General features: G+C 46.1%; 18 protein-coding genes. 11 read left to right on the top strand and 7 right to left on the bottom strand.

Going from position 1 to position 21,344, the window contains the following annotated elements; all coding sequences use genetic code 11:
- Window positions 1-22 precede the first annotated feature (22 nt).
- The 3 genes from KNQ06_RS15340 to lysA are packed head-to-tail and all read left to right on the top strand — an operon-like array spanning window position 23 to window position 3,340.
- Window positions 23-955 (top strand): branched-chain amino acid transaminase, encoded by a 933-nt coding sequence (locus tag KNQ06_RS15340; RefSeq protein ID WP_023467124.1) that lies wholly within the window; start codon window positions 23-25, stop codon window positions 953-955.
- Complete coding sequence (gene alr / locus KNQ06_RS15335; protein ID WP_215148720.1) at window positions 952-2,010, top strand: alanine racemase; 1,059 nt, start codon at window positions 952-954, stop codon at window positions 2,008-2,010. Before KNQ06_RS15340 ends, alr begins: the two co-directional genes overlap by 4 nt.
- Before the next feature lie 13 nt (window positions 2,011-2,023).
- On the top strand, window positions 2,024-3,340 hold the full coding sequence (lysA, locus tag KNQ06_RS15330; RefSeq protein ID WP_215148718.1) for a diaminopimelate decarboxylase: 1,317 nt from the start codon (window positions 2,024-2,026) through the stop codon (window positions 3,338-3,340).
- 127 nt (window positions 3,341-3,467) lie between these two features.
- On the opposite strand, the gene KNQ06_RS15325 is transcribed toward lysA, so the two are convergent.
- Window positions 3,468-4,463: a LysM peptidoglycan-binding domain-containing protein gene (locus KNQ06_RS15325; protein WP_214772470.1), complete on the bottom strand. Its 996-nt coding sequence runs from the start codon at window positions 4,461-4,463 to the stop codon at window positions 3,468-3,470.
- 192 nt (window positions 4,464-4,655) lie between these two features.
- Here KNQ06_RS15325 and KNQ06_RS15320 point away from each other — a divergent pair, with 192 nt between their 5' ends.
- Window positions 4,656-5,783, top strand: a complete 1,128-nt coding sequence (locus KNQ06_RS15320; protein WP_087682099.1) for an ABC transporter ATP-binding protein — start codon at window positions 4,656-4,658, stop codon at window positions 5,781-5,783.
- Window positions 5,780-7,363 carry an ABC transporter permease/substrate-binding protein gene (locus KNQ06_RS15315; protein WP_029340779.1) on the top strand — a complete coding sequence of 528 codons (1,584 nt, stop codon included), beginning with the start codon at window positions 5,780-5,782 and terminating at the stop codon, window positions 7,361-7,363. Before KNQ06_RS15320 ends, KNQ06_RS15315 begins: the two co-directional genes overlap by 4 nt.
- A gap of 145 nt (window positions 7,364-7,508) precedes the next feature.
- Here KNQ06_RS15315 and KNQ06_RS15310 read toward each other — a convergent pair whose 3' ends face one another.
- Both KNQ06_RS15310 and KNQ06_RS15305 read right to left on the bottom strand, forming a co-directional pair.
- Window positions 7,509-7,694: a hypothetical protein gene (locus KNQ06_RS15310; protein WP_050678068.1), complete on the bottom strand. Its 186-nt coding sequence runs from the start codon at window positions 7,692-7,694 to the stop codon at window positions 7,509-7,511.
- Window positions 7,695-7,805: 111 nt separating this feature from the next.
- Complete coding sequence (locus KNQ06_RS15305) at window positions 7,806-8,345, bottom strand: gamma carbonic anhydrase family protein (RefSeq protein WP_149426814.1); 540 nt, start codon at window positions 8,343-8,345, stop codon at window positions 7,806-7,808.
- A 124-nt stretch (window positions 8,346-8,469) separates the two neighbouring features.
- Between KNQ06_RS15305 and ade the strand changes: the two genes are divergently transcribed.
- Window positions 8,470-10,203, top strand: coding sequence for an adenine deaminase (ade, locus tag KNQ06_RS15300; RefSeq protein WP_215148715.1), 1,734 nt, complete (start codon window positions 8,470-8,472; stop codon window positions 10,201-10,203).
- Window positions 10,204-10,465: 262 nt separating this feature from the next.
- On the top strand, window positions 10,466-10,723 hold the full coding sequence (locus tag KNQ06_RS15295) for a hypothetical protein (RefSeq protein ID WP_023467133.1): 258 nt from the start codon (window positions 10,466-10,468) through the stop codon (window positions 10,721-10,723).
- Window positions 10,724-10,839: 116 nt separating this feature from the next.
- On the opposite strand, the gene KNQ06_RS15290 is transcribed toward KNQ06_RS15295, so the two are convergent.
- Entirely contained in the window at window positions 10,840-12,474 is a 1,635-nt protein-coding gene (locus KNQ06_RS15290) for a peptide ABC transporter substrate-binding protein (RefSeq protein WP_029340783.1), read from the bottom strand.
- A 109-nt stretch (window positions 12,475-12,583) separates the two neighbouring features.
- On the bottom strand, window positions 12,584-13,267 hold the full coding sequence (locus tag KNQ06_RS15285) for an MgtC/SapB family protein (protein WP_149426816.1): 684 nt from the start codon (window positions 13,265-13,267) through the stop codon (window positions 12,584-12,586).
- A 110-nt stretch (window positions 13,268-13,377) separates the two neighbouring features.
- On the opposite strand from KNQ06_RS15285, the gene KNQ06_RS15280 reads away from it, so the two are divergent.
- Window positions 13,378-14,775 (top strand): basic amino acid/polyamine antiporter, encoded by a 1,398-nt coding sequence (locus KNQ06_RS15280; protein WP_208796388.1) that lies wholly within the window; start codon window positions 13,378-13,380, stop codon window positions 14,773-14,775.
- 57 nt (window positions 14,776-14,832) lie between these two features.
- On the opposite strand, the gene KNQ06_RS15275 is transcribed toward KNQ06_RS15280, so the two are convergent.
- Window positions 14,833-16,860, bottom strand: a complete 2,028-nt coding sequence (locus KNQ06_RS15275) for a sensor domain-containing protein (protein WP_149426818.1) — start codon at window positions 16,858-16,860, stop codon at window positions 14,833-14,835.
- 186 nt (window positions 16,861-17,046) lie between these two features.
- On the opposite strand from KNQ06_RS15275, the gene KNQ06_RS15270 reads away from it, so the two are divergent.
- The 3 genes from KNQ06_RS15270 to nagE all read left to right on the top strand — a co-directional run bounded on the left by KNQ06_RS15270 (window position 17,047) and on the right by nagE (window position 20,320).
- On the top strand, window positions 17,047-18,249 hold the full coding sequence (locus KNQ06_RS15270) for an ornithine--oxo-acid transaminase (protein ID WP_029340787.1): 1,203 nt from the start codon (window positions 17,047-17,049) through the stop codon (window positions 18,247-18,249).
- A gap of 151 nt (window positions 18,250-18,400) precedes the next feature.
- Window positions 18,401-18,598 carry a CsbD family protein gene (locus KNQ06_RS15265; RefSeq protein ID WP_149426819.1) on the top strand — a complete coding sequence of 66 codons (198 nt, stop codon included), beginning with the start codon at window positions 18,401-18,403 and terminating at the stop codon, window positions 18,596-18,598.
- A gap of 213 nt (window positions 18,599-18,811) precedes the next feature.
- Window positions 18,812-20,320, top strand: coding sequence for an N-acetylglucosamine-specific PTS transporter subunit IIBC (nagE, locus tag KNQ06_RS15260; RefSeq protein ID WP_023467140.1), 1,509 nt, complete (start codon window positions 18,812-18,814; stop codon window positions 20,318-20,320).
- A 21-nt stretch (window positions 20,321-20,341) separates the two neighbouring features.
- On the opposite strand, the gene KNQ06_RS15255 is transcribed toward nagE, so the two are convergent.
- Window positions 20,342-21,244: an EamA family transporter gene (locus KNQ06_RS15255; RefSeq protein ID WP_214772474.1), complete on the bottom strand. Its 903-nt coding sequence runs from the start codon at window positions 21,242-21,244 to the stop codon at window positions 20,342-20,344.
- Window positions 21,245-21,344: the final 100 nt, after the last annotated feature.

Raw genomic sequence — 21,344 nt, 5'->3', positions numbered from 1 at the left:
ACGTCGAAGAGGAGGAAAACACATGGCAGTGGATACACAGTATGGAGAAGCAATTTGGTTAGATGGAGTCTTTCATGATCCGAAAGATGCGAACACGAGCGTCATGTCACATGCGATTCACTACGGTAGTGGATTCTTTGAAGGAATTCGTGCATACGCGACACCGGACGGACCGGCGATTTTCCAATTGAAGGAACATATCGAGCGTCTCTTCCGCAGTTGTGCGTACTACCACGTCACGATTCCGTATACTGTCGACGAACTTGTTCAAGCAACGATCGATTTAGTTGCGAAAAACGGATTTGAATCGTGTTATATCCGTCCATTCGTGTTCCTCGGTACGCCATGGCAAGCATTGATGGCGAAAGATACGACGGTTCATGTCGGCATCTCTTGCTGGGAGCTTGGGGAATACTTCGATAAAGGTGCTGGCATCCGTGCCAAAGTCGCATCATACCGCCGCGTCTCATCAACGATGATGCCGATGCAAGCGAAAGCGGCTGCGAACTATATGAACTCACAACTCTTAAAAGGTGAAGCGATCCGTGATGGATTTGATGAAGCAATCGCGCTCGACATGAACGGAAACGTTAGTGAAGCGAGTGTTGCGAATCTTTTCCTTCTTAAAAACGGAACGATTCATACACCGTCACTTGATTGTTCAGTACTCGACGGTATCACACGCCAAGTCATCATCCGTTTGGCACAAGATCAAGGCTATCCTGTCGTCGAACGTCATATCGGACGCGATGAGCTGTATGTCGCAGATGAGATCTTCTTAACAGGAACAGCTGCTGAAATCACGAGTGTCGGTGAAATCGATCATATCTCGATCAACGGCGGAACACGGAACGTCGCAGATGAGTTGCTCGATCTTTATCGTCAAGCCGTCACAGGTCAATTACCGCAATACGCGGATTGGTTGACGTACGTGACACCTGCTGTCGCAGAATGACGACGCGTACACTCGTCACGATCGATCGGAAGGCGGTGCGACAGAATGTCGCATCGGTCTTCGCTCGGTCACGTAAACGTATTTTTGCCGTGGTCAAGAACAATGCGTATAACTTAGGTATGCTCGAGATGGTCGAGACGCTGATGGCATCTGATGTGCATCACTTTGCTGTCGCTGAGTTGTATGAAGCCATTGAAATCAAAACGAATTTTCCAGACAGTTATGTACTGGTGATGAATCCGACGGAGGATTTTGAGACAGCACGACGTTTCGGAATCGCACTCGGTGTCTCATCGCTAGAATGGCTCGCCCTAAACAGTAAACAGCTGCAGGGAATCGAGTTACATTTGAAGATCAACGTCGGGATGAATCGTTTTGGTGTCAGTTCGCTTCAAGAGGCGGAAGCTGTTCTTGCGCTTGCGCAAGCAGATTCGCTCGCTTTAACAGGTTTATATACACACTTTCCGCTTGCCGATGAGCCGGATGCGGATCACGATGGACAAGTCGAACGTTTCGTCGCCATTGCCGATGTGTTACGAAAGCGCCATACGTTTACGTATATGCACTCGGAAAACAGTGCGACGATCGTCAAACACGATCCGCGTCTCGCATTTTGTAACTATGTCCGCCCTGGCATCTTCTTATTCGGCTATTCACCGATTGAAAAGATGGACTGGCTCGTTCCTTCGCTACGGATGACGACGGAGGTCGTTGAAATTCGCGAAATTGGACCGGGTGAACACGTTGGGTACGGGACGAACTTTACAAGTACAGAACCGATGCGGATTGCTATCTTACCCGTCGGATATGGAGACGGTGTAGTCCGTGGGCGTGCCGCGTTGCCTGTTCATATTAAAGAAAAACCTTATCCGGTCATCAATAAATTATTCATGAGTCATACGTTCGTCGCTGTCGATGGGACGATTGAGGTCGGAGACGAGGTCGTGCTATACGGGGATGGCGTTGAAATTGACGATATCACCCGGACAGGAGCAGCGAACAATTCAGAGCAGATGTGCGCCCGGTCGTGGCGTTTGACGCATCAGTATCTATAAGGAGGAACTTATTATGTATGGAAGTCAATACCTGACAGAAGAAAACAACACGTTGCACATCGATGGTGTCGCAGCGACCGATCTTGCAGCACAGTACGGAACACCATTGTACGTGATGGCAGAGCGGGAGCTGACGGATCGATTAGCGACCGTCCGGGAACACTTCCTTGATAAGTATCCGAACACGTATGCTTCCTTTGCTTCTAAAGCTCTGACGGTCAGTGCCGTATATGAACAAGTCGTGCGTCATGGTCTCGGAATCGATGTCGTTACGGGGGGAGAACTCTTCATCGCCCGTCAATCCGGGGTTCCGGCAGAACGGATCTATTTCCATGGTTCGAATAAATCGACGGCTGATCTTCAATATGCCGTTGAGCAAGGTGTCGGACGGATCGTCATCGATCACTTTGCCGAAATTGCACAACTGGAAGCCATCGCAGCGCAAGCTGGTCAAACGGTCCATGTCCTGATCCGGATCGTGCCACAAGTCATCGGGGGAGCGCATGCGAAAATCCAGACAGGTGGCGTCGATACGAAATTCGGTTTCTCAACACATGCGTCAGATTACTTGGACGCGATCGAGGCAATTTTAGCATCGGAACATCTGTCGTTACTTGGCATCCATTGTCATGTTGGTTCGCAAATCCAAGATCCGTCACTGTTCGAACAGACAGCTCTGACGATGATGGGCTTTGTCGAAACGATTCGTGCGCACCATGGCTTCACAGTCAGCGAAGTCAATGTTGGCGGTGGCTTCGGTATTGCCTATACACAGGACGATCAGCCGCTTGATTTTGAAGCGACGATCGCACGCGTCATGGACGTGATCGAGACGGAAACGGAGCGACTCGGCATCGAACGTCCACGAATCGGGATCGAGCCAGGGCGCTGGGTCGTTGCGAATGCAGGAACGACACTGTATACGGTCGGGGCCATCAAAGAAATTGAAGGCGTCAGAACATATCTTTCGGTCGATGGCGGAATGACGGATAACATTCGCCCAGCACTTTACGGTGCGGTGTATGAAACGGTCATCGCTAACCGGATGAGTGGCGAAACGACCGAAGTGACGGTCGTTGGAGCAGCTTGTGAATCAGGGGATCTCGTCGCTGAAAAAGCACAGTTGGTTACACCGAACGGTGGCGATACACTTGCTGTCTTTGGGACAGGAGCATATAACTTTTCGATGGCAAGCAACTACAACCAGTTCTTACGTCCGGCACTCGTTTTCGTTCGGGACGGGGAATCCCGTGAAGTCGTCCGTCGACAAACGTATGCGGATTTGATTCAGTGTGATCTTGGAATCAATGGGGTCCGATCAGAGTCGTAAGAGGTGCGGGGTCAAACTAGAGGACAAAAAAACCGACGCTATCGCGCCGGTTTCATGCATACGATCTAAAGCGATTCTTCTCTTGAATAGAGAGGGATCGTTTTTTTTTGTGTTGCGATTAGCATATTCAGTTTGGAATTTTTAAGACTTGTCCAACGAGCAAGAGGTTCGGATTCGTAATGTTGTTTGCCTGCATCAATGCTGTGACGGTGACACCATATCGTGTCGCAATCGAGTAAAGTGTATCACCGGCTTTAACCGTATAAGTCGTTGTTGGAATTTTCAAGACTTGACCGACGTTCAACAGATTCCAGTTCGTGATGTTATTCGCACTCGCGAGGGCAGAGACCGAGACGTTGTATTTGCGGGCGATGGAATAGAGTGTATCGCCAGCTTTGACGGTATACGTCGTACCGGTTGAAGTCGGTGACCGTAACAGTTCTGAAATCGTGACGAACGAATAGCCTTTTGCTTTTAGTTTTGAAATCATCGTCGGCAAGGCGGTCGGTGTTCCTTTCGCACCAGCACCGGTATGCATCAGAATAATCGATCCGGGAACGACTTTTGGTAATACACGATCCAAGATGGCTGTTGAAGAGATGCCTTTCCAATCCGTCGTATCGATATTCCATTGAATCGTTTTCGTATAACCTGCCGCCCCAACGGCACTCAATACGTTACTATTACTTGCACCGAACGGCGCTCGGAAAATTGGTTTCGTCGTTTTTCCGGTCAAGGACCGGATGAGAGATTCTGTTCGGGATAATTCACTCGTCATCTGGCTTGCTGTTAAGGTCGTAAAATCCGGATGCGAATACGAGTGATTGCCGATTTGGTGTGTAGGAGAGGCGGTTGTGATGTTCTTGATCGATTGAGGATGATTGTTTGCACCACTGCCTGTCAAAAAGAAAGTCGCTTTCACTTGGTTACTTTTCAAGATACTTAAGATTTTTGCAATGTTCGTCCCATCTGAACCGTCATCAAACGTCAATGCGACGACTTTTTGTGTCGTCGTTCCTTTCGTCACAAACGTAGAGCTCGCCGCATTAACCTGTGAAGGAATCGAAAGTGGACTAAGGAGAAGTAATCCGATCATCATGATGGTAGGTTTCTTGATGTTCATCGTCTAGTACCTCCTTCATCAAAAACATGCTTTACAAGTACTCTTTATTAAGGTATTCCCTTTATTTTAAAAAAAGAACTAAGAAATTCCCGTTTTGCAAAGAAATAAAACTAAATTACAGAAAATTTGTTTAAACCGTAATCTTTTTGGGAAACCATAATATATGGAAATAGTAAAAAGGAGTGAGAAGGAATGATCGAATTCAAAAACGTCGGTAAGCAGTTTAAGGACAATGTCGTCTTGAAAGGCTTATCGCTCGAGATTCAAAAGGGTGAACTCGTTGTTTTCATCGGACCAAGTGGCTGTGGGAAAACGACGTCACTTAAGATGATCAATCGACTGATCGAACCTTCTTCAGGCACGATTTTGGTCAACGGGAAGGACATCATGAAGACGGACACGATCGAATTAAGACGTCATATGGGATATGTCATTCAGCAAACCGGCTTGTTCCCTCACATGACGGTCCGGGAAAACATTCAATTGATTGCTGGGCTTGAGGGGAAGAACCACGATGAGATGGATCAACGGACAGAACAACTGTTGACGATGGTCGGGCTTGATCCAAAGCAATTCATCGATCGTTATCCAAGCGAACTCAGTGGTGGGCAGCAACAGCGTGTCGGTTTCGCGCGTGCTCTGATGAATGATCCTGATGTCATCTTGATGGATGAGCCGTTCAGTGCACTTGATCCCGTTACTCGTAACGATTTACAGGAAGAGCTCTTTAACTTGCAAGAAGAAGTGAAAAAGACGATCGTTTTCGTCACCCATGATATGGATGAAGCGATCAAGTTAGCGGATCGGATATGTATCATGCGTGATGGGGAGATCGTTCAGTTCGATACTCCAGAAGAAATCTTACGTCATCCAAAAGATGAATATGTCGAATCGTTCATCGGAAAAAATAAGATCTGGAGTAGTCCAGAATACATCAAGGCAGAAGACATCATGATCGAGGACCCGGTTTCAATCAGTGGCAAACGAACGTTGTTGCAGGGAATTGAAATCATGCGTGGACGCAAAGTCGACAGCCTGTTGATCACCGATCGTGACCGCGTCTTACAAGGGCTGATTAAGTTGAAGAACATCCAGACGATCCCGGATAAGAGCCAACGGATCGAAGAAGTGATGGAAGGCGAAATCATCGCTGTCAATGAACATGATTCATTACTCGATGTTCTTGAAGTCATGAATCAGGAAGAGACTGGTTATCTACCAGTAACGGATGCAACAGGAAAACTCAGAGGGTTGATTACACGTAGTAGCTTACTTTCCGTCTTGAGTGAGCAATTCATTCATGAGGAGGAAGTCCAATGAACGGATTCTTTGATTATGTAAAAAATAATACCGATCAGATCGGTGATTTATTGCTAGAGCACTTACAGCTGACGGTCTTTGCCGTCGTCATCGCGGTCGTTCTCGGAATTCCGATCGGGATTTTGATCACCCGTTACCAAAAGTTCGCGAAGCCTGTCCTTGCGCTGACGAGCGTCGTGCAAGCCGTTCCGAGTCTTGCTTTACTCGGTTTCTTGATTCCGTTCATTGGTATCGGGTCGACACCAGCGATCATCATGGTCGTGCTTTATTCACTCTTGCCAATCGTTAAAAATACGTACACGGGTCTGTCGAGCATTCCAGGGGATACGCTCGAAGCAGCTAAAGGGATTGGTTTAACGGATCGACAAATCCTCAGTAAGGTTCAGATTCCACTTGCTTTGCCGATCATGATGGCAGGGATTCGAATTTCAGCCGTTACAGCTGTTGGTTTGATGACGATTTCAGCATTCATCGGTGCCGGCGGTCTTGGTTATCTCGTCTTCTCGGGTATTCAAACGGTTGATAATAACCAGATTCTCGCCGGAGCAATTCCAGCCGGTATTTTAGCTCTTGTCATCGACTTCGTCGTCAGTCGGATTGAATACTCCGTGGCGCCAAATGGGATTCCACTTGCAGATGGTCGAATCAAGAATAAGGCACGGAAGCGTCGCAAGGCGATGCCAGCTGGACGTAAGATCGCGATCGCAAGTATCGTCTTCTTGTTAATCGGTGGAACGGTCGCGTACTCTTTCCTCAAGGAAGATAAGATTGTCATCGGATCGAAGAACTTTACGGAACAATTGATTCTCGGAAATATGTTAGCGGATTTAATCGAAGATAAAACGGATTTAGAAGTCGAACGTCAATTGAACCTCGGGGGGACGAAAGTCGCTTACGGGGCGCTTGAAAAAGGGGAAATCGACGCGTATGTCGAGTACACAGGTACTTTGTTGATCGACGTGCTCAAGCAAGACGTCGAGACGGATCCAGAAACAGTTTATGCCAAAGTCGGGAAGATGATTCCTGAGAAAAGTCAGGTCGACGTCCTGGACCCAATCGGTTTCAACAATACGTATGCCCTCGCCATGACGAAAGAAGATATCGAAAAATATGACTTGAAGACGGTATCAGACATGTCAAAAGTCAGTGATCGTTTGATTCTCGGATCAACAATTGAATTTGCGAACCGGGAAGATGGTTATCTTGGTCTGAAGAAAAAGTATCCGGACATGAAATTCCAAGATGTACAACCCGTCGATGGAGGACTCCGTTATACAGCATTGACGAATGGTCGAACGAACGTCATCGATAGCTTCTCAACAGATGGTTTGTTACAAAAATTCGATTTAACAGTGCTAGAAGACGATAAAAAGTTCTTCCCACCATACTATGCGGTACCGCTTGTTCGTCAAGAAACACTTGAAGAACATCCGGAGCTGAAGAAAGTCCTCAACACGTTAAAAGATAAGATTACGGATGAGAAGATGCAAGAATTGAATTACAAAGCAGATGTCGAGAAACAGCGTCCTGAAAAAGTCGCGCGTGATTTCTTGATCGAAGAAGGATTAATTTCAAAATAAACAGATAGAGCCGAGGCGGGAATCCGCTTCGGCTCTTTTGGTATGCGCGCTGACGCGCTATATCGTTTTGGAAAATACGTAATCAAGTGATTAAATTATTTTTTGATGCGACTAGCGAGCCAAGCGCGAACAGTGCGTTGCTGAATCATACACGTTCTTCCTCTCGGTTTAATGTTCCAAGGCGGTGCTCGGCATCTTTAACGATACGTGCTTGGATCTCGACTGTCAACCAATCCGTTTCCGATTCGGGTAACGTCGGCAAACCGTAACTTGGGTTATTCGTAGATGAAAACAAATCAGACATAATGCGTTCTTCGTATACTGGAATCATGTAAAATCCCCTTTCTGTGTCTTGATTCATCTCTTACACCTTTAGTGTACGAAAGAATTGTAAAGACGGAAGAGGGGAGGTGTTAAGAACCCGTGAACTTTGTAAACGTTCTCACAAACTTGTCAAATCCTCTGTGATGGCTTCACAACTGTCAGCATACTGCTGCCCTCGTTTCACGTATTTTCGGACTGTCCGTTCCATGATGAATCGATCATGGTCACTGATATCGCGGACGATTTTTGCAGGAACACCCATGACCATCGCGCCGGCAGGTACCTTCATTTTTGGCGGCACAAGACTCCCTGCAGCAACGAATGCCCCTTCTCCGATTTCGGCTTCATCGAGGATCGTCGCCGACATTCCGATTAACGCTCCTTTTCGAATGATTCCGCCGTGAACCATCGCCATATGACCAATCGTCACTTCATCTTCAATGATGGTCGGATACCCTTCATACTGATGAATCATTGAACCATCTTGGATGTTGACGCGTTCCCCGATGTGAATCGGACCTTCATCTCCCCGGATGACCGTATTGAACCAGACAGATGAGTCTTTTCCGATCGTGACCTCTCCGATGACTTTAGATCCGTCCGCTAAATAAACGGATGGATCGATGTTTGGAACAAGTGAACCGACACGATATTTCATGCGTTTTTCCCCCTCAGGCATTAAATCGATACTCTTTCATCTTGACGTTACAAAAAATAAATTGCAACAGCTTCCAAACTAATTGTAAGATGGTAAAAATACGCTTACAACAGGAGGAGACAGGATGGAACAAACAGTGCGTGAACGATTGATCGCGATTGCTGCAAAAAAAGAGAAGGCAGCCGTCGTCTATCAGAATATTTCAGTCATTGATGTCATGACACGTGAGACATATACAGCAGATGTAGCGATTGATTCAGGTTATATTGCTGCTGTCGGAGAGGGGTATGAGGGAATCGAGAATCGTCCGGGAGAAGGACTTTTCATCGCACCAAGTTTCGTTGATGCCCACGTCCATATTGAATCATCGATGGTGCCACCGAGTGAGTATGAACAAGCGATTCTACCGTTAGGTGTCACGACGATCATCGCCGATCCGCATGAGATCGCGAATGTCAAAGGAGCAGAAGGATTATCCTTCATGCTAGACGATGCTGAAGATCTCGCGCTTGATGTCCGGATGATGCTACCGAGCTGCGTACCGGCGACTTCGTTTGAACACGCGGGAGCATCACTTGATGCGGCGGCACTTGCACCATTCGTCAATCATCCTGGTGTCCATGGTTTAGGAGAAGTCATGGATTATCCAGCGGTCGAACGAGCCGATCGCGATATGCTCCAAAAAATTAAACAGATCGAAGACGCAGGAAAACTGGTCGATGGTCATGCTGCGGGACTTGGACCACGCGAAATTAACATTTATGGTGTCGCCGGAATTCGAACGGATCATGAATCTGTCAGTAAGGAAGATGCGATCGCCCGAGCGCGTCGTGGTCTGTATGTCGAAGTGCGGGAAGGATCAGCTGCCCGAAACTTGAAGGAAGTACTCGATGCCGTGACAGAGAGCAATGCGAGCCGTTTCCTCTTCTGTACGGACGATAAACATTTGGATGACACGTTACGAGAGGGTACGATCGACTATAATATCCGCTATGCGATTCGTCATGGAATTAAACGCGAAACAGCGTATGCGATGGCATCGTTGCATGCGACGAATGCGTATCGTTTAGACGATCGGGGAGCCATCGTACCAGGACGCCGGGCGGACTTCGTCTTGTTATCCGATGCCGATAACGTCGTGATTGACGAGGTGTATATTCAGGGGAATTGCGTCGCGCGATCTGGGAAAACGATTCGACCTATTCGACGTGCTTATGTGCCGGAGTCATTACGTGGAACCTTGAATACAAAACCGATTACACCAGAAGTATTTGCCCTTCCACTTGAATCAGCACGGGCGCATGTCATCGGAGTCATTCCAAAAAGCATCGTCACCGAGCACTTGATTCTCGACGTTCCACTTCAAGACGGGCATTTCATGCCTGTGCCGGAGCAGGATCTCTTAAAGATCGCTGTCATTGAACGGCATCACGGCACATCCTTCTCGGCAGTCGGGATTGTCAAAGGTTTCAAGATGAAACGCGGAGCGATTGCGGCGACTGTTGCCCATGATTCGCACAACCTCGTCATCGTTGGCGCGTCGGATGAGGAAATGCAACTGGCTGCGGAACGTCTCGTCCAAGCGGGTGGAGGAGTCATTGCTGTCAATGGGCAAGAGGTACTTGCTGAGTTACCGCTTGAAATCGCTGGACTGATGACGAATCGTCCCTTCCAAGAAGTTGGAGATACACTCGAAGCATTGAATGATGCCCTCGATGTGTTAGAGGCGGATCGCTCCTTTAATCCCTATTTGACGATGTCATTCCTTTGCTTACCGGTCATTCCGGAGTTGAAGCTGACCGACAGTGGATTATTCGACGTAAAACACTTTCAGCATATTTCAGTACAAGCAGACTGATGTCCGTCGCGAGTCTGAGTCTCATTCCGGGACTCAGACCGTTTTTCTATCAATCGAGTTACGATAAAATCAAAAAAAGCCACTTTACAAAACAGCTAAAATTCCTTAATGAAACTTAATAGTTTGGATGTTGAATCATTTTGGAAAGCTTGTTATAGTAAGTTCTATATCGTTTGTGAGAAATCTCACTTTCTATGAAACTTTTATCTAGAAGGGTCGTAGAAAACAGTAGGACAACAAGATTAGAAAGGAGATCATCATTATGGATAAGACCTATTTTGAAGGGCATGAAGCTTTGATTGCGGATGTCTATCGTTCATTCACGCGTCAATTTCATGCCCTACCGACACATCGACGAACGAAACGTCAGTTGCGAAATCTTGCATTCTCCGTCATTCGTCAAGCTCGACCGACATATGAGGAACGCACCGTTCTTTATGCATACTTCGCTGAATTCTTCCGAGCAGTTGAGGAAGGACAGGATGAAGAGATTGCTTTTTACAAACAAATTGCACAGTAAAGACCCCCGATGGCTCCGTCAGAAGGGGTCTTTGTTGTTTTTTGAGAATGTCGTCTGGAAATAAAAAAACAAGTAGGGAACGAGGTCCGCTACTTGTTCATCAATGTTCTAAAGGGTTATTTTACTTCCATCCATTTAAAGCTCATATCGGCACCGAATGGGTGACGGTACAATTTATCAATGTTTGTCCGTTGTAAGTAAGCTTCCCCTTTTTGGTAGATTGGTGCGATGGCGTAGTCTTCTGTCAACAGCATTTTTTCAGCTTCTTGCATGTCCGACCAACGTTTCGCTTCATCTGCTTGTTGTTTTGCTCCTTTAATGAGATCATCGAACTTTTTGTTCGAGTATTCCATCCGGTTGAAGCTTCCATCCGTTAACCACATATCGAGGAACGTCATTGGATCCTGGTAGTCAGGTCCCCAACCAGCCGCAGAGATATCGTAATCTCCCTTCGATTCGAGTTCGAGGAAGTTTTTGAATGGTTGTTGTTTGATTTTGATCGTCAAACCAGGCAGGTGCTTCTCAAGATCTCCTTTTAAGTACTCAGAAACCTTCTTGAAGGCATCTTCATCTCGTGAGAGCATGCTGAGTTCAACTGTTTTCACACCAAGTTCCTTCAAGCCAGCATCCCAAGCTTTTTTCGCGGCGTCAGCATCGTAGCTTTGAAGATCTGGATATTTCGCGCGGAAGTCTTCCCCATCTGGTGTAAACGTGAAGTCTTTCGCGACGATGAAGTTTGCTGGTTTTGATCCATCGTTTAGGATGACATCTGTAATCCCTTGCTTTTCAAAACCAAGCGCGAGCGCTTTTCGGATGTTCTTATTTTTCAAAGCTTTATTCTTTTGGTTAAAGCGAAGGAAGTTGATCCGAGCATCTGGACGTGTCTTGTAATCATCTGATTTTTCATACTGCGAAACGAACTCAGACGTAATTGGTGCGAAGTCGACTTCTTTCGCTTCGAACAGGTTGACGCCAGTTGAGATTTCTTTGACGACCTTGACATCGATTTTATCCATCTTGACATTCGCTTTATCCCAGTAATCTGGATTTTTCTTGTATGTCCAGCCAGCATTTGCTTGCCACTTATCGAGGACGAAAGGTCCGTTGAAGACCATTGTATCAACACTTGTCGCGAACTTATCGCCTTTATCTTCGACGAATGATTGTTTTAATGGTAAGTAAGTTGGGAAACTTGTCAAACCAAGGAAATAAGGTGCTGGAGCTTCAAGTTGGACTTCAAGTGTTTGATCGTCGACTTTCTTGACACCGAGCTCATCAAGTTCAGCGTCGCCAGCCATGATTTTGTTGGCGTTCTTTAAATCTTGTAAAATGTACGCGTATTCTGCTGCTGTCTTCGGATCAAGTGCGCGTTTCCAAGCATAGATGAAATCATCTGCTGTGACGGCTGATCCATCTGACCACTTCGCATCTTTACGCAGTTTGAATGTGTATGTTTTTTTATCTTCCGACACTTCGACGCTTTCCGCGATTCCAGGTGTTGGTTTGTTATCTCCATCAAGACGATATAGCCCTTCAAAGACGTTGTTCGTGACGATGATGGAAGTCGAGTCCGTCGTTTTCGTCGGATCTAGCTGAGGTACATCCGTCGTCGAAACGAGTGTGACTTCCTTTTTTTTGTTTTTCGAATCTGATCCGCTTGTGTTTTCGTCATTTCCTTGCCCGCATGCAGCGACAGCAAGAAGCGCGATGCTGGAAAGTCCAGCAAAAGCGATTTTCGATGGTTTATTCATGGAACGATGACCCCCCGAGAGTTAGTGTTAAATATTTCAGAAAAATGTGAACATATTGTTAATTTAAGTGAAAGTGATTAAAAATGCAACATAAATTTTCAGATAATTCTCACTGATCAAGGTCTATATCCTCAATTCCAAGCGATTTCAAATAGTCATAAAGTAGGAATAAGGTCAGCTTATGCGGGGAATACATTCGTAACGTCAATCGAACGGGATTACCACGTAAACGCATATTCGTAATACGGACACCTTTACGCTCAAGAGCAAGAACGATGTCCGTCGGATCAAGTCCGGAAGGAAGTAAGAGATGCGCAACGAGGACATTTGCTTCGAACCGACTATTGTTGATACGTCCCATCATCCGAGTTAAACCTTCCAGTAAGAGGAAGAGAAAGAGAACGAGAAAAATCGACTCCCAGATGAAACCTGCACCGACAGCGATTCCAATCCCGCTTGCACTCCAAATAATAGCGGCAGTCGTTAATCCGCTGACGATATCATGCGGTCGACGTAAGATGACACCAGCGCCGATAAAACCGATTCCGGTAATGATTTGGGCGACGAGACGCATCGGATCCATCTGAACATTCGTCGCCATGTCATGGTAGAGTAAGACCGATTTGATGGAAACGATGGTTAACAAGCAACTGATCAGGGTAATTACGAGGCTAGTGCGTATACCAACCGGTTTATTTTTGATTTCACGCTCGAATCCGATGAAAATTCCAAGCGTAGCGGCTAACAGGAGTTTTAGAAGGTCTTCGAGCTGAAATACATGAATCCAGTTCATTTGTCTCAAATCCTTTCTTTACTTTAAAAGGTGATTTGTTATAATGACTTTTGTGTCTTTCGAATGAATATACGTAAGATGTAATAGATATACGAAAAAGGAAGTGTCTCATCATGAATCAACAAAAAATCGGATTCTTTGCGCTCGCTGCAATGGTCATCGGTTCCATGGTCGGTGGAGGAGCTTTTAACCTTCCTGGTGCAATGGCCCAAAGTGCAAGTGCAGGGCCTATCCTCATCGGGTGGAGTATAACGGGGATTGGCATGATCATGCTCGCGCTAGTATTCCAACATCTCGCCAATAGTAAACCAGAGCTTGAAGGCGGTATCTATGCCTACGCGCGTGAAGGGTTCGGACGTTTCGTCGGTTTTAACAGCGCTTGGGGATACTGGGTATCGGCGTGGATCGGAACAGTTGCGAATATCACGCTCGTGTTCAATGCGATTAGTTATTTCTTCCCGATTTTCGCAGCAGAAAATCGAATATTCCTTCTTTTGATGAGTATAGTCGTCATCTGGGGATTGTTCTGGCTCGTCTCGAGCGGAATCAAGGAAGCGACGCTGGTCAATTTGATTACGACGATCGCAAAGCTCGTTCCAATCTTGATTTTCATTCTTCTAGTAGGAATTGCTTTTAATATCAAAACGTTTAATTTGGATATCTGGGGAGAGGGAACAGAACTCGGTTCGATTTTTGATCAAGTAAAAGGAACGATGCTCGTCACGCTATGGGCGTTCGTCGGTATCGAAGGTGCTGTCGTCTTATCAAGCCGTGCCAAAAACCGAAGTGATGTCGGGAAGGCGACAGTAACAGGACTTGTTGGCGTTCTTGTCATCTATATCTTAATTTCCGTTTTATCACTCGGAGTGCTCAGTCAAGAACAACTAGCTGGATTAAAAGAACCGACGATGGCGTATGTATTAGAGGCAGCGATCGGACCGGTCGGTGCGACGATCATCATGATTGGTTTGATTATCTCACTATCCGGCGCACTTCTCGGATGGACGATTCTCGCATCGGAGATTTCGTATCTCGTTGCAAAAGACGGCGCATTTCCGAAAGCATTCGCAAAAACGAACCGGAAAGGTGCTCCAGTCGGTGCGCTGTTGATTACACAAATCGCGACACAGGTCGTCGCTGGAATCGCACTCTTCTCAGCACAAACCTATCTTGTCCTGTCGAGTATCGCTGGGATTTGTGCGTTATTGCCATATTTATTGTCAGCGTTGTATAGCATTCGGACATCGCGAGAAGAGCGCAATCAGAAAATGTTACTTTTCTCTGTCATCGCATCAGCGTATTCAATTTGGCTCGTCTATGCGTCGGGTATCTGGTACATCGTCATCGCGGCATTAGTCTATGCGCCAGGGATTCTCGCATATGCGTTAGCAGAGCGAGAACAGCAACGGACGGGCATGTCACGTTATGAGTGGATTGCCAGTATGATTCTCGTTGTCTTAGCAGGAGTAGCTGTTTACGGAATGGTTGTAGGAGAAATTCAATTGTAAGAAACGCTATGCAAAAGAAGTCACGGTGATTGTTATCCACCGTGACTTCTTTTTTGATTAAGGTGTTAAGAATCTCTTTTCGACATCCTGTACAGATAGAGGTTCAGAGAAAATAAATCCTTGCATATGCTGACATGATGTCGTTTTTAGATAATCTAACGCGTGTTCTGTCTCAACACCTTCAGCGACAAGATTCAACTCTAGATTGCGACCGAGTTGAATGATGGAATCGAGCAAAGCGTGGTCATTTGTCGCCAGACCATCAATGAATACTTTATCGATTTTTAATTCGTCGATTGGAAAAGCACTGAGATACTGTAAAGAAGAATAACCAGTACCGAAATCATCGATTGATAAACGGAAGCCGAGCGACTTGATGAGGTGCATGCGTTCGACTGTTCGTTGTGTCTGTAAGATCGCGATATTCTCTGTCATCTCCAGCGTAACGGAAGATGGTGAAACGAGTCGCTCCGTTACGATATGTTGCAGCGTTCGAATAAAGGAGTCGCTTTGGAACTGATGCGGTGAGATATTGATTGCGATCGTCAGTTCAGGGTCAATCGTCTGTTGCCATTTTGCGAGCTGTTCACATGCTTCGATGATGACCCAGTTGTTGATAGGTGTGATCAGTGAAGCTTCTTCAGCGAGTGGGATGAACTCATCTGGTGGAATGCTCCCGAGTGCCGTGTGATTCCAGCGTAATAACGCTTCGAAGCCTTTGACGGCTTGTGTCTGAAGTTCAATGATTGGTTGATAAGCAAGATAAAGGGATTGATCTTCGAGTGCTGTGAAAAGGGAGCGCTCGAGTTGGATTTTCCGTGTGAATTGTGTGTCCATCTCGTGCGTTAAATACTGGATCGTTCCAGTACCAATCGATTTTCCTGCGTATAGAGCTGTTTCCGACCGGCGATATAAATCTTCCAATGTTTTGGCTTCGGACGGATAGACCGTGATCCCGAACGTACAAGAAACGATCAATGAATGACCGTTGATATAATAAGGACGCTGCAGTGCTTGTTGTAGTTTTCGAGCATATTGGAAAAGCAGATTGCTCGACGGTGCAGGTAACAAGACACCAAATAGATCACTCGTCGGATGAAAGGCGAGTACACCTGTCGTATGTTGCAAAAGGCGTGTTGCCATCGCTTGAAGTAGTTGATCGCCGACATGTGTTCCAAACGAATCGTTGATGACTTTGAAACGATCGATATCGAACAAGATGAGCGCAATCGGATCATGCGACGCGGCAGAACGGAATAATGCTTCGCCTTCGCGTAAAAATCCTCGTTTATTTAATAAATGCGTCATCTCATGATGATGTACTAAAAAATCGAGTTCTTCTTCAAGTGCTGTTGTTTCCGTGATGTCGTTCCCGATGAACAAATGTTGGAAGCGAACGCCATTCGCATCATAGATCGGAATGAGCGTCGCTTGGAGATGTTTTCGTTCGCCCGTTTGCGAAGTGAGGCTAAGGCGACCAGACCATGCTTTTCGTTCACGAAGTTGTGCACGAATCCCCGAAACGACGGGACTGGATGGATCTAGGATGAGTGACCAAGGCTGGTTGAGAAGCATCTCAGAGCAATATCCTGTCACATCGATGAGTTGATCATTCACGTACGTGATCGTTCCTCGTGCGTCGAAGACGGCGACAGAAGCAATCTGATCGAAGGCATGACGCAAATCCATCAATCCTTGGAAGAGTGGTTTCATATTCGTTTGTTGCTCAGCTGAAGGGATACAGCAAGCAAAAGCGGCAATGACAGTTCCTGTATCATCAAGTAAAGGAGACAAAAGGAGAGTTGACGTTACAGAAGTGCCCGTCTTATGCAATAAGGAGGCATTCGGTAATTGGACGGATTGACGGCGCTCCAAGAAGGCATGCCAAATCTGCTGGCTGAATGCCATGTCTTCCCGTTCAAGAAGTGGAACAGTCTGACCCACGACTTCTTGTTGTGTCCAGCCCCATTGCTGTGCGGCTAGCTCATTCCAAGAGCGGATGGTCAAGTCAGTATTCAATATGAAAGCGGGTAAAGGGAATTCTTGAATGACGACTTCATAGGAATCAATGGTCGAACGGTCCATTACGTGCGCACGCTCCTTTATATTGAAAAGAGATGACGGTTCACTTCTCTTGTCTTTTCCCAATATATTCAATTCTTACGCATTAGAATCCTTTCGCTCGGATACTTTTTAGATGAAGATTCTGTGAAAGAATCTGCTATAATAACATTGAAAGCGTTTTCTAAAGAGTTATGAGGGGGAATTTCGATGAATCAAACAGAGAAAATCATTCAACAGACAGAACAGTTCGGAGCACATAACTACCATCCACTCCCAATCGTCATCTCAGAGGCTGAGGGTGTCTTCGTTACGGATCCTGAAGGACGTCGCTATATGGATATGCTAAGTGCCTATTCAGCCGTTAACCAAGGACATCGTCATCCAAAGATCATCGACGCCTTAAAACGTCAGGCAGACAAGATTACATTGACGTCACGTGCTTTCCACAATGATCAACTGGGCTTTTTCTATGAAAAAGTAGCACAATTGACGGGTAAAGACATGGTGTTACCAATGAATACAGGTGCGGAAGCTGTCGAGACAGCAGTAAAAGCAGCACGACGCTGGGCATATGAAGTCAAACAAATTCCAGGTGATGCTGAAATCATCGTTTGTGAAGGAAACTTCCATGGTCGGACGATGACAGCCGTCTCGATGTCGACGGAAGCAGAATACCAACGGGGATTTGGACCGCTTCTTCCTGGAATCAAGACGATTCCATATGGCGATCTTGAGGCATTAAAGCAGGCAATCACTGAAAATACAGCGGCATTCATCTTGGAACCGATTCAAGGCGAAGCGGGCATTTTAATTCCTTATGATGGTTTCTTGAAGGACGCGCAAGAAGTCTGTCGTGCGCAGAATGTTTTGCTCGTATCGGATGAGATTCAATCTGGACTCGGTCGTTCCGGTAAATGGTTTGCTTCTGATTGGGACGAGGTAACACCAGACATGTACATTCTTGGTAAAGCACTGGGTGGTGGTGTATTCCCAATCTCATGTGTTGCTGCGAATAAAGATGTCCTTTCCGTCTTCAATCCAGGTTCACACGGCTCGACGTTTGGTGGCAATCCGCTCGCTTGTGCCGTCTCGATTGCTTCACTTGAAGTATTAGAAGACGAAAAGTTACCGGAACGTTCACTCGAACTCGGTACGTATTTCATGGAAAAATTAAAACAAATCAACAACCCGATGATCAAAGAAGTACGTGGTCGTGGATTATTCATTGGTGTTGAGTTGACAGAAGCAGCGCGACCATATTGCGAAGCGTTGAAAGAAAAAGGCTTGCTCTGTAAAGAAACACATGAGACAGTCATTCGATTTGCACCACCGCTCGTCATTACAAAAGAAGAATTGGATTGGGCGTTCGAACGGATTGAACAAGTGTTAGGTGTTTCCGTCGCCCAGTAAATGAATAGATTCATCGAACAACAGTGGACGAGATGTTCACTGTTGTTTTTGTTTGGATGAGTGTTGGTTTTTCTTCAGGAAACGTTTGAAAATCAGTGACAAGGGAACAGACAACTATCGCAAAAAAAACTTTTAAACGGGGGTAATGGTTATGTCAAACAACAGTGGTCTCAATAAAAAAGCAGATGGTCTCGTCGATAAAGTAGCAGGTAAAGCGAAAGAAGCGCTCGGGAAAGCAACAGGTGATAAATCAACAGAACGCGAAGGTAAAAAAGATCAAGTAAAAGGCGAGGCGAAGAAAACAGTCGGTAACGTCCAACAAAATTTTGAAGATACAAATCGCCGCTAAGACCGTTGAAATTAAATAGAAAAACCGGACTGGAGAATGACTCTAGTCCGGTTTTTAGTGTCTGCTATAATGAATTTTTATATCAATAAAAAAAGATAATGAATAATTTGTATAAAGGTCTAGTCATTTAGATATTTATATGGAATAATTAAAAACGTAAAAGCGTTTACATTGTTCTGTCATTATCGTTTTATTCAGGAAAGGGTGAAAGGTATGTTGCAGTTTCTACAACGAATTGGTAAAGCCTTGATGCTACCAATCGCAGTATTACCGGCTGCGGGGATCGTGCTCCGGTTAGGTTCGGCGGATATGCTTGATATTCCGTTGATGGTAGCAGCAGGAGGGGCTATTTTTGATAACCTTCCACTGATTTTTGCCATTGGTGTCGCGATTGGTCTATCGATCGATGCGAGTGGGGCAGCGGGTCTTGCCGGGGCCATCGGGTATCTCGTCTTAAAGAATGGCGTCGACTCGATGAACAAGGATTATTCCAGCGCACAGATTCAGGCGAAGTATGATGCGATCGCTGCGATCGTCAATGATTCCTCGACCAAGGTCGACGGAGCGACACTTGGTTCGATCGCGAATCAGGCGACACTCGGTTCGACCGTTAATATGGCGGTATTCGGTGGAATCATCGCGGGTATCGTCGCAGGACTTCTATACAATCGGTTCTATAACATTAAGTTACCGGATTGGTTAGCATTCTTTGGTGGTCGTCGTTTCGTTCCAATCATTACATCAGCGGTCATGCTCGTACTTGCTTTCATCTTTGGTTATGTCTGGCCGTTCATCGAGCAAGGCATCAACGGTGCTGGTGAATGGATGGTTGGTCTTGGTGCAGGAGGCGCTGCTCTGTTTGGATTCTTTAACCGTCTCTTGATTCCTGTCGGCTTACACCACGTCTTAAATAATATTTTCTGGTTCGTCTTCGGTTCATATGAAAAAGCAGATGGTACGGTCGCGAACGGTGACATCGCGCGCTTCTTCGCTGGAGATCCGACAGCTGGGATTTATCAAGCAGGCTTCTTCCCAATCATGATGTTCGCCTTACCGGCTGCAGCTTTTGCGATCGTTATGGCTGCGCGTAAAGAAAATCGAAAAGCAGTTGCTGGAGCGATGATTGGTCTTGGACTGACGTCCTTCTTGACAGGGATCACGGAACCAATCGAGTTCTCGTTCATGTTCTTATCACCTGTTTTATATGTCATTCATGCGGTTTTAACTGGTCTATCGATGGCAATCGTTAACTTACTCGGTATTTTACATGGCTTCTCCTTCTCGGCTGGTTTCATTGATTACGCCTTAAACTTCGGGATTGCCACAAAACCATTACTTCTCATCCCGGTTGGTCTCGCGTTCGCGGTCGTCTATTACTTCCTGTTCTACTTCATGATCACGAAATTTGATCTGAAGACACCAGGTCGTGAAGATGAATCGCTCGTCACAGACACGGGAGTCGTTTTGACAGATTCAGACGATAAATATGAGCAACAAGCAGCACGCATCTTTGCGGGACTAAAAGGAACAGAAAATGTCACGTCGATTGACAACTGTGCGACACGTTTACGTCTTCAAGTCAAAGATCCAAGCATCATTGACGAAGCAGCGATTAAAGCGGCTGGAGCAAAAGGTGTCATGAAGATGGGGGCGACTAGCGTGCAAATCATCATCGGCACGGACGTCGAGTTCGTTGCGGATGCGATGAAACGACAGAAGTAAAGAAAACGACCTTTCCTGAGCTCAGGAAAGGTCGTTTTGCTGTACGTTCGCAACAGCTGCTGTTTTGCTTGAGCGATAGATTGGATAAAAGATTCCGATCAAGATGATGACGATCCCGATCCATTGGGAACTCATCAGATGTTCTCCTAAAATTAAGACAGAACAGATGACTGCTGTCGGTAGTTCAGCCGCTCCAAGTAAAGAAACGCTTGCTGGGGAAAGATGAGGTGCGCCAGCAGCAAATAAGAGTGGTGGTAAAATCAACGCGAACAGACCGAGCGGAATCGCGTATAACAGAAGTCCATTTTCGAAGTTCGCAGAGGACAAGAATGTCGTCGGTGGATACATGGTCATGACGAAAGCAAGACCACCTGTCATCATATAAAAACTTTTCTTGATGACGGGTAAATGATTGGCGATGCGTCCACTAGCGAGTAAGAAAATTGAGAAGCTGACAGCTGCTCCAAGACCGAATAATGTTCCACGTAAATCGAGTGGACTCGAGTAAGCGGCACTCGCAAGAATGGCTCCGCCAATCAGTAGAATCGCGGACAGGAAATGCGCGCGAGTAGGTAAACGTCTGAATGCGAGCGCATCGATGACGACACCGATCCAAGTAAATTGGAATAAGAGAATGATCGCAACGGATGCGGATACAGTCTGAAGACTTTGATAGTACAGATAACCGGTTGTACCACTTGAGATACCGATCAGCATGAGCAGACCAGCTGTCTTGAGATCGAGACGAAGATTTTTCGTAAATAAGGCAAGTCCGAAAATCATGAGCCAGCCGAAGAAAAATTGACTACCTGAAACGGCTGCTGAGTTAAATCCAGCGGCATAAGCGAGTTTGACGATCGTTGAGAGGACACCATAACTGATAGCGCCAATCAGAACGAATAAGGTTGCTTTTGAACGATGCATGAATAAATTCCCTCCATTTTTAATAAAAACCACACAAAAAAGGTTGCAACAGGGCCTTGTCCAGGTTTTTTGGACAGGGTTTGGTTGCAACCTGTGTGAT

This window comes from Exiguobacterium sp. s91 (assembly GCF_018618915.1).
Lineage (GTDB): Bacteria > Bacillota > Bacilli > Exiguobacteriales > Exiguobacteriaceae > Exiguobacterium_A > Exiguobacterium_A abrahamii.
The sequence above is the reverse complement of the archived record's forward strand: the minus strand, read 5'-3'. Positions and strand labels throughout refer to the sequence as shown.

Coding starts and splice junctions, on each gene's coding strand:
- KNQ06_RS15340 (WP_023467124.1), top strand. CDS start 23: ATGGCAGTGGATACACAGTATGGAGAAGCAATTTGGTTAGATGGAGTC.
- alr (WP_215148720.1), top strand. CDS start 952: ATGACGACGCGTACACTCGTCACGATCGATCGGAAGGCGGTGCGACAG.
- lysA (WP_215148718.1), top strand. CDS start 2,024: ATGTATGGAAGTCAATACCTGACAGAAGAAAACAACACGTTGCACATC.
- KNQ06_RS15325 (WP_214772470.1), bottom strand. CDS start 4,463: ATGAACATCAAGAAACCTACCATCATGATGATCGGATTACTTCTCCTT.
- KNQ06_RS15320 (WP_087682099.1), top strand. CDS start 4,656: ATGATCGAATTCAAAAACGTCGGTAAGCAGTTTAAGGACAATGTCGTC.
- KNQ06_RS15315 (WP_029340779.1), top strand. CDS start 5,780: ATGAACGGATTCTTTGATTATGTAAAAAATAATACCGATCAGATCGGT.
- KNQ06_RS15310 (WP_050678068.1), bottom strand. CDS start 7,694: ATGATTCCAGTATACGAAGAACGCATTATGTCTGATTTGTTTTCATCT.
- KNQ06_RS15305 (WP_149426814.1), bottom strand. CDS start 8,345: ATGAAATATCGTGTCGGTTCACTTGTTCCAAACATCGATCCATCCGTT.
- ade (WP_215148715.1), top strand. CDS start 8,470: ATGGAACAAACAGTGCGTGAACGATTGATCGCGATTGCTGCAAAAAAA.
- KNQ06_RS15295 (WP_023467133.1), top strand. CDS start 10,466: ATGGATAAGACCTATTTTGAAGGGCATGAAGCTTTGATTGCGGATGTC.
- KNQ06_RS15290 (WP_029340783.1), bottom strand. CDS start 12,474: ATGAATAAACCATCGAAAATCGCTTTTGCTGGACTTTCCAGCATCGCG.
- KNQ06_RS15285 (WP_149426816.1), bottom strand. CDS start 13,267: ATGAACTGGATTCATGTATTTCAGCTCGAAGACCTTCTAAAACTCCTG.
- KNQ06_RS15275 (WP_149426818.1), bottom strand. CDS start 16,860: ATGGACCGTTCGACCATTGATTCCTATGAAGTCGTCATTCAAGAATTC.
- KNQ06_RS15270 (WP_029340787.1), top strand. CDS start 17,047: ATGAATCAAACAGAGAAAATCATTCAACAGACAGAACAGTTCGGAGCA.
- KNQ06_RS15265 (WP_149426819.1), top strand. CDS start 18,401: ATGTCAAACAACAGTGGTCTCAATAAAAAAGCAGATGGTCTCGTCGAT.
- nagE (WP_023467140.1), top strand. CDS start 18,812: ATGTTGCAGTTTCTACAACGAATTGGTAAAGCCTTGATGCTACCAATC.
- KNQ06_RS15255 (WP_214772474.1), bottom strand. CDS start 21,244: ATGCATCGTTCAAAAGCAACCTTATTCGTTCTGATTGGCGCTATCAGT.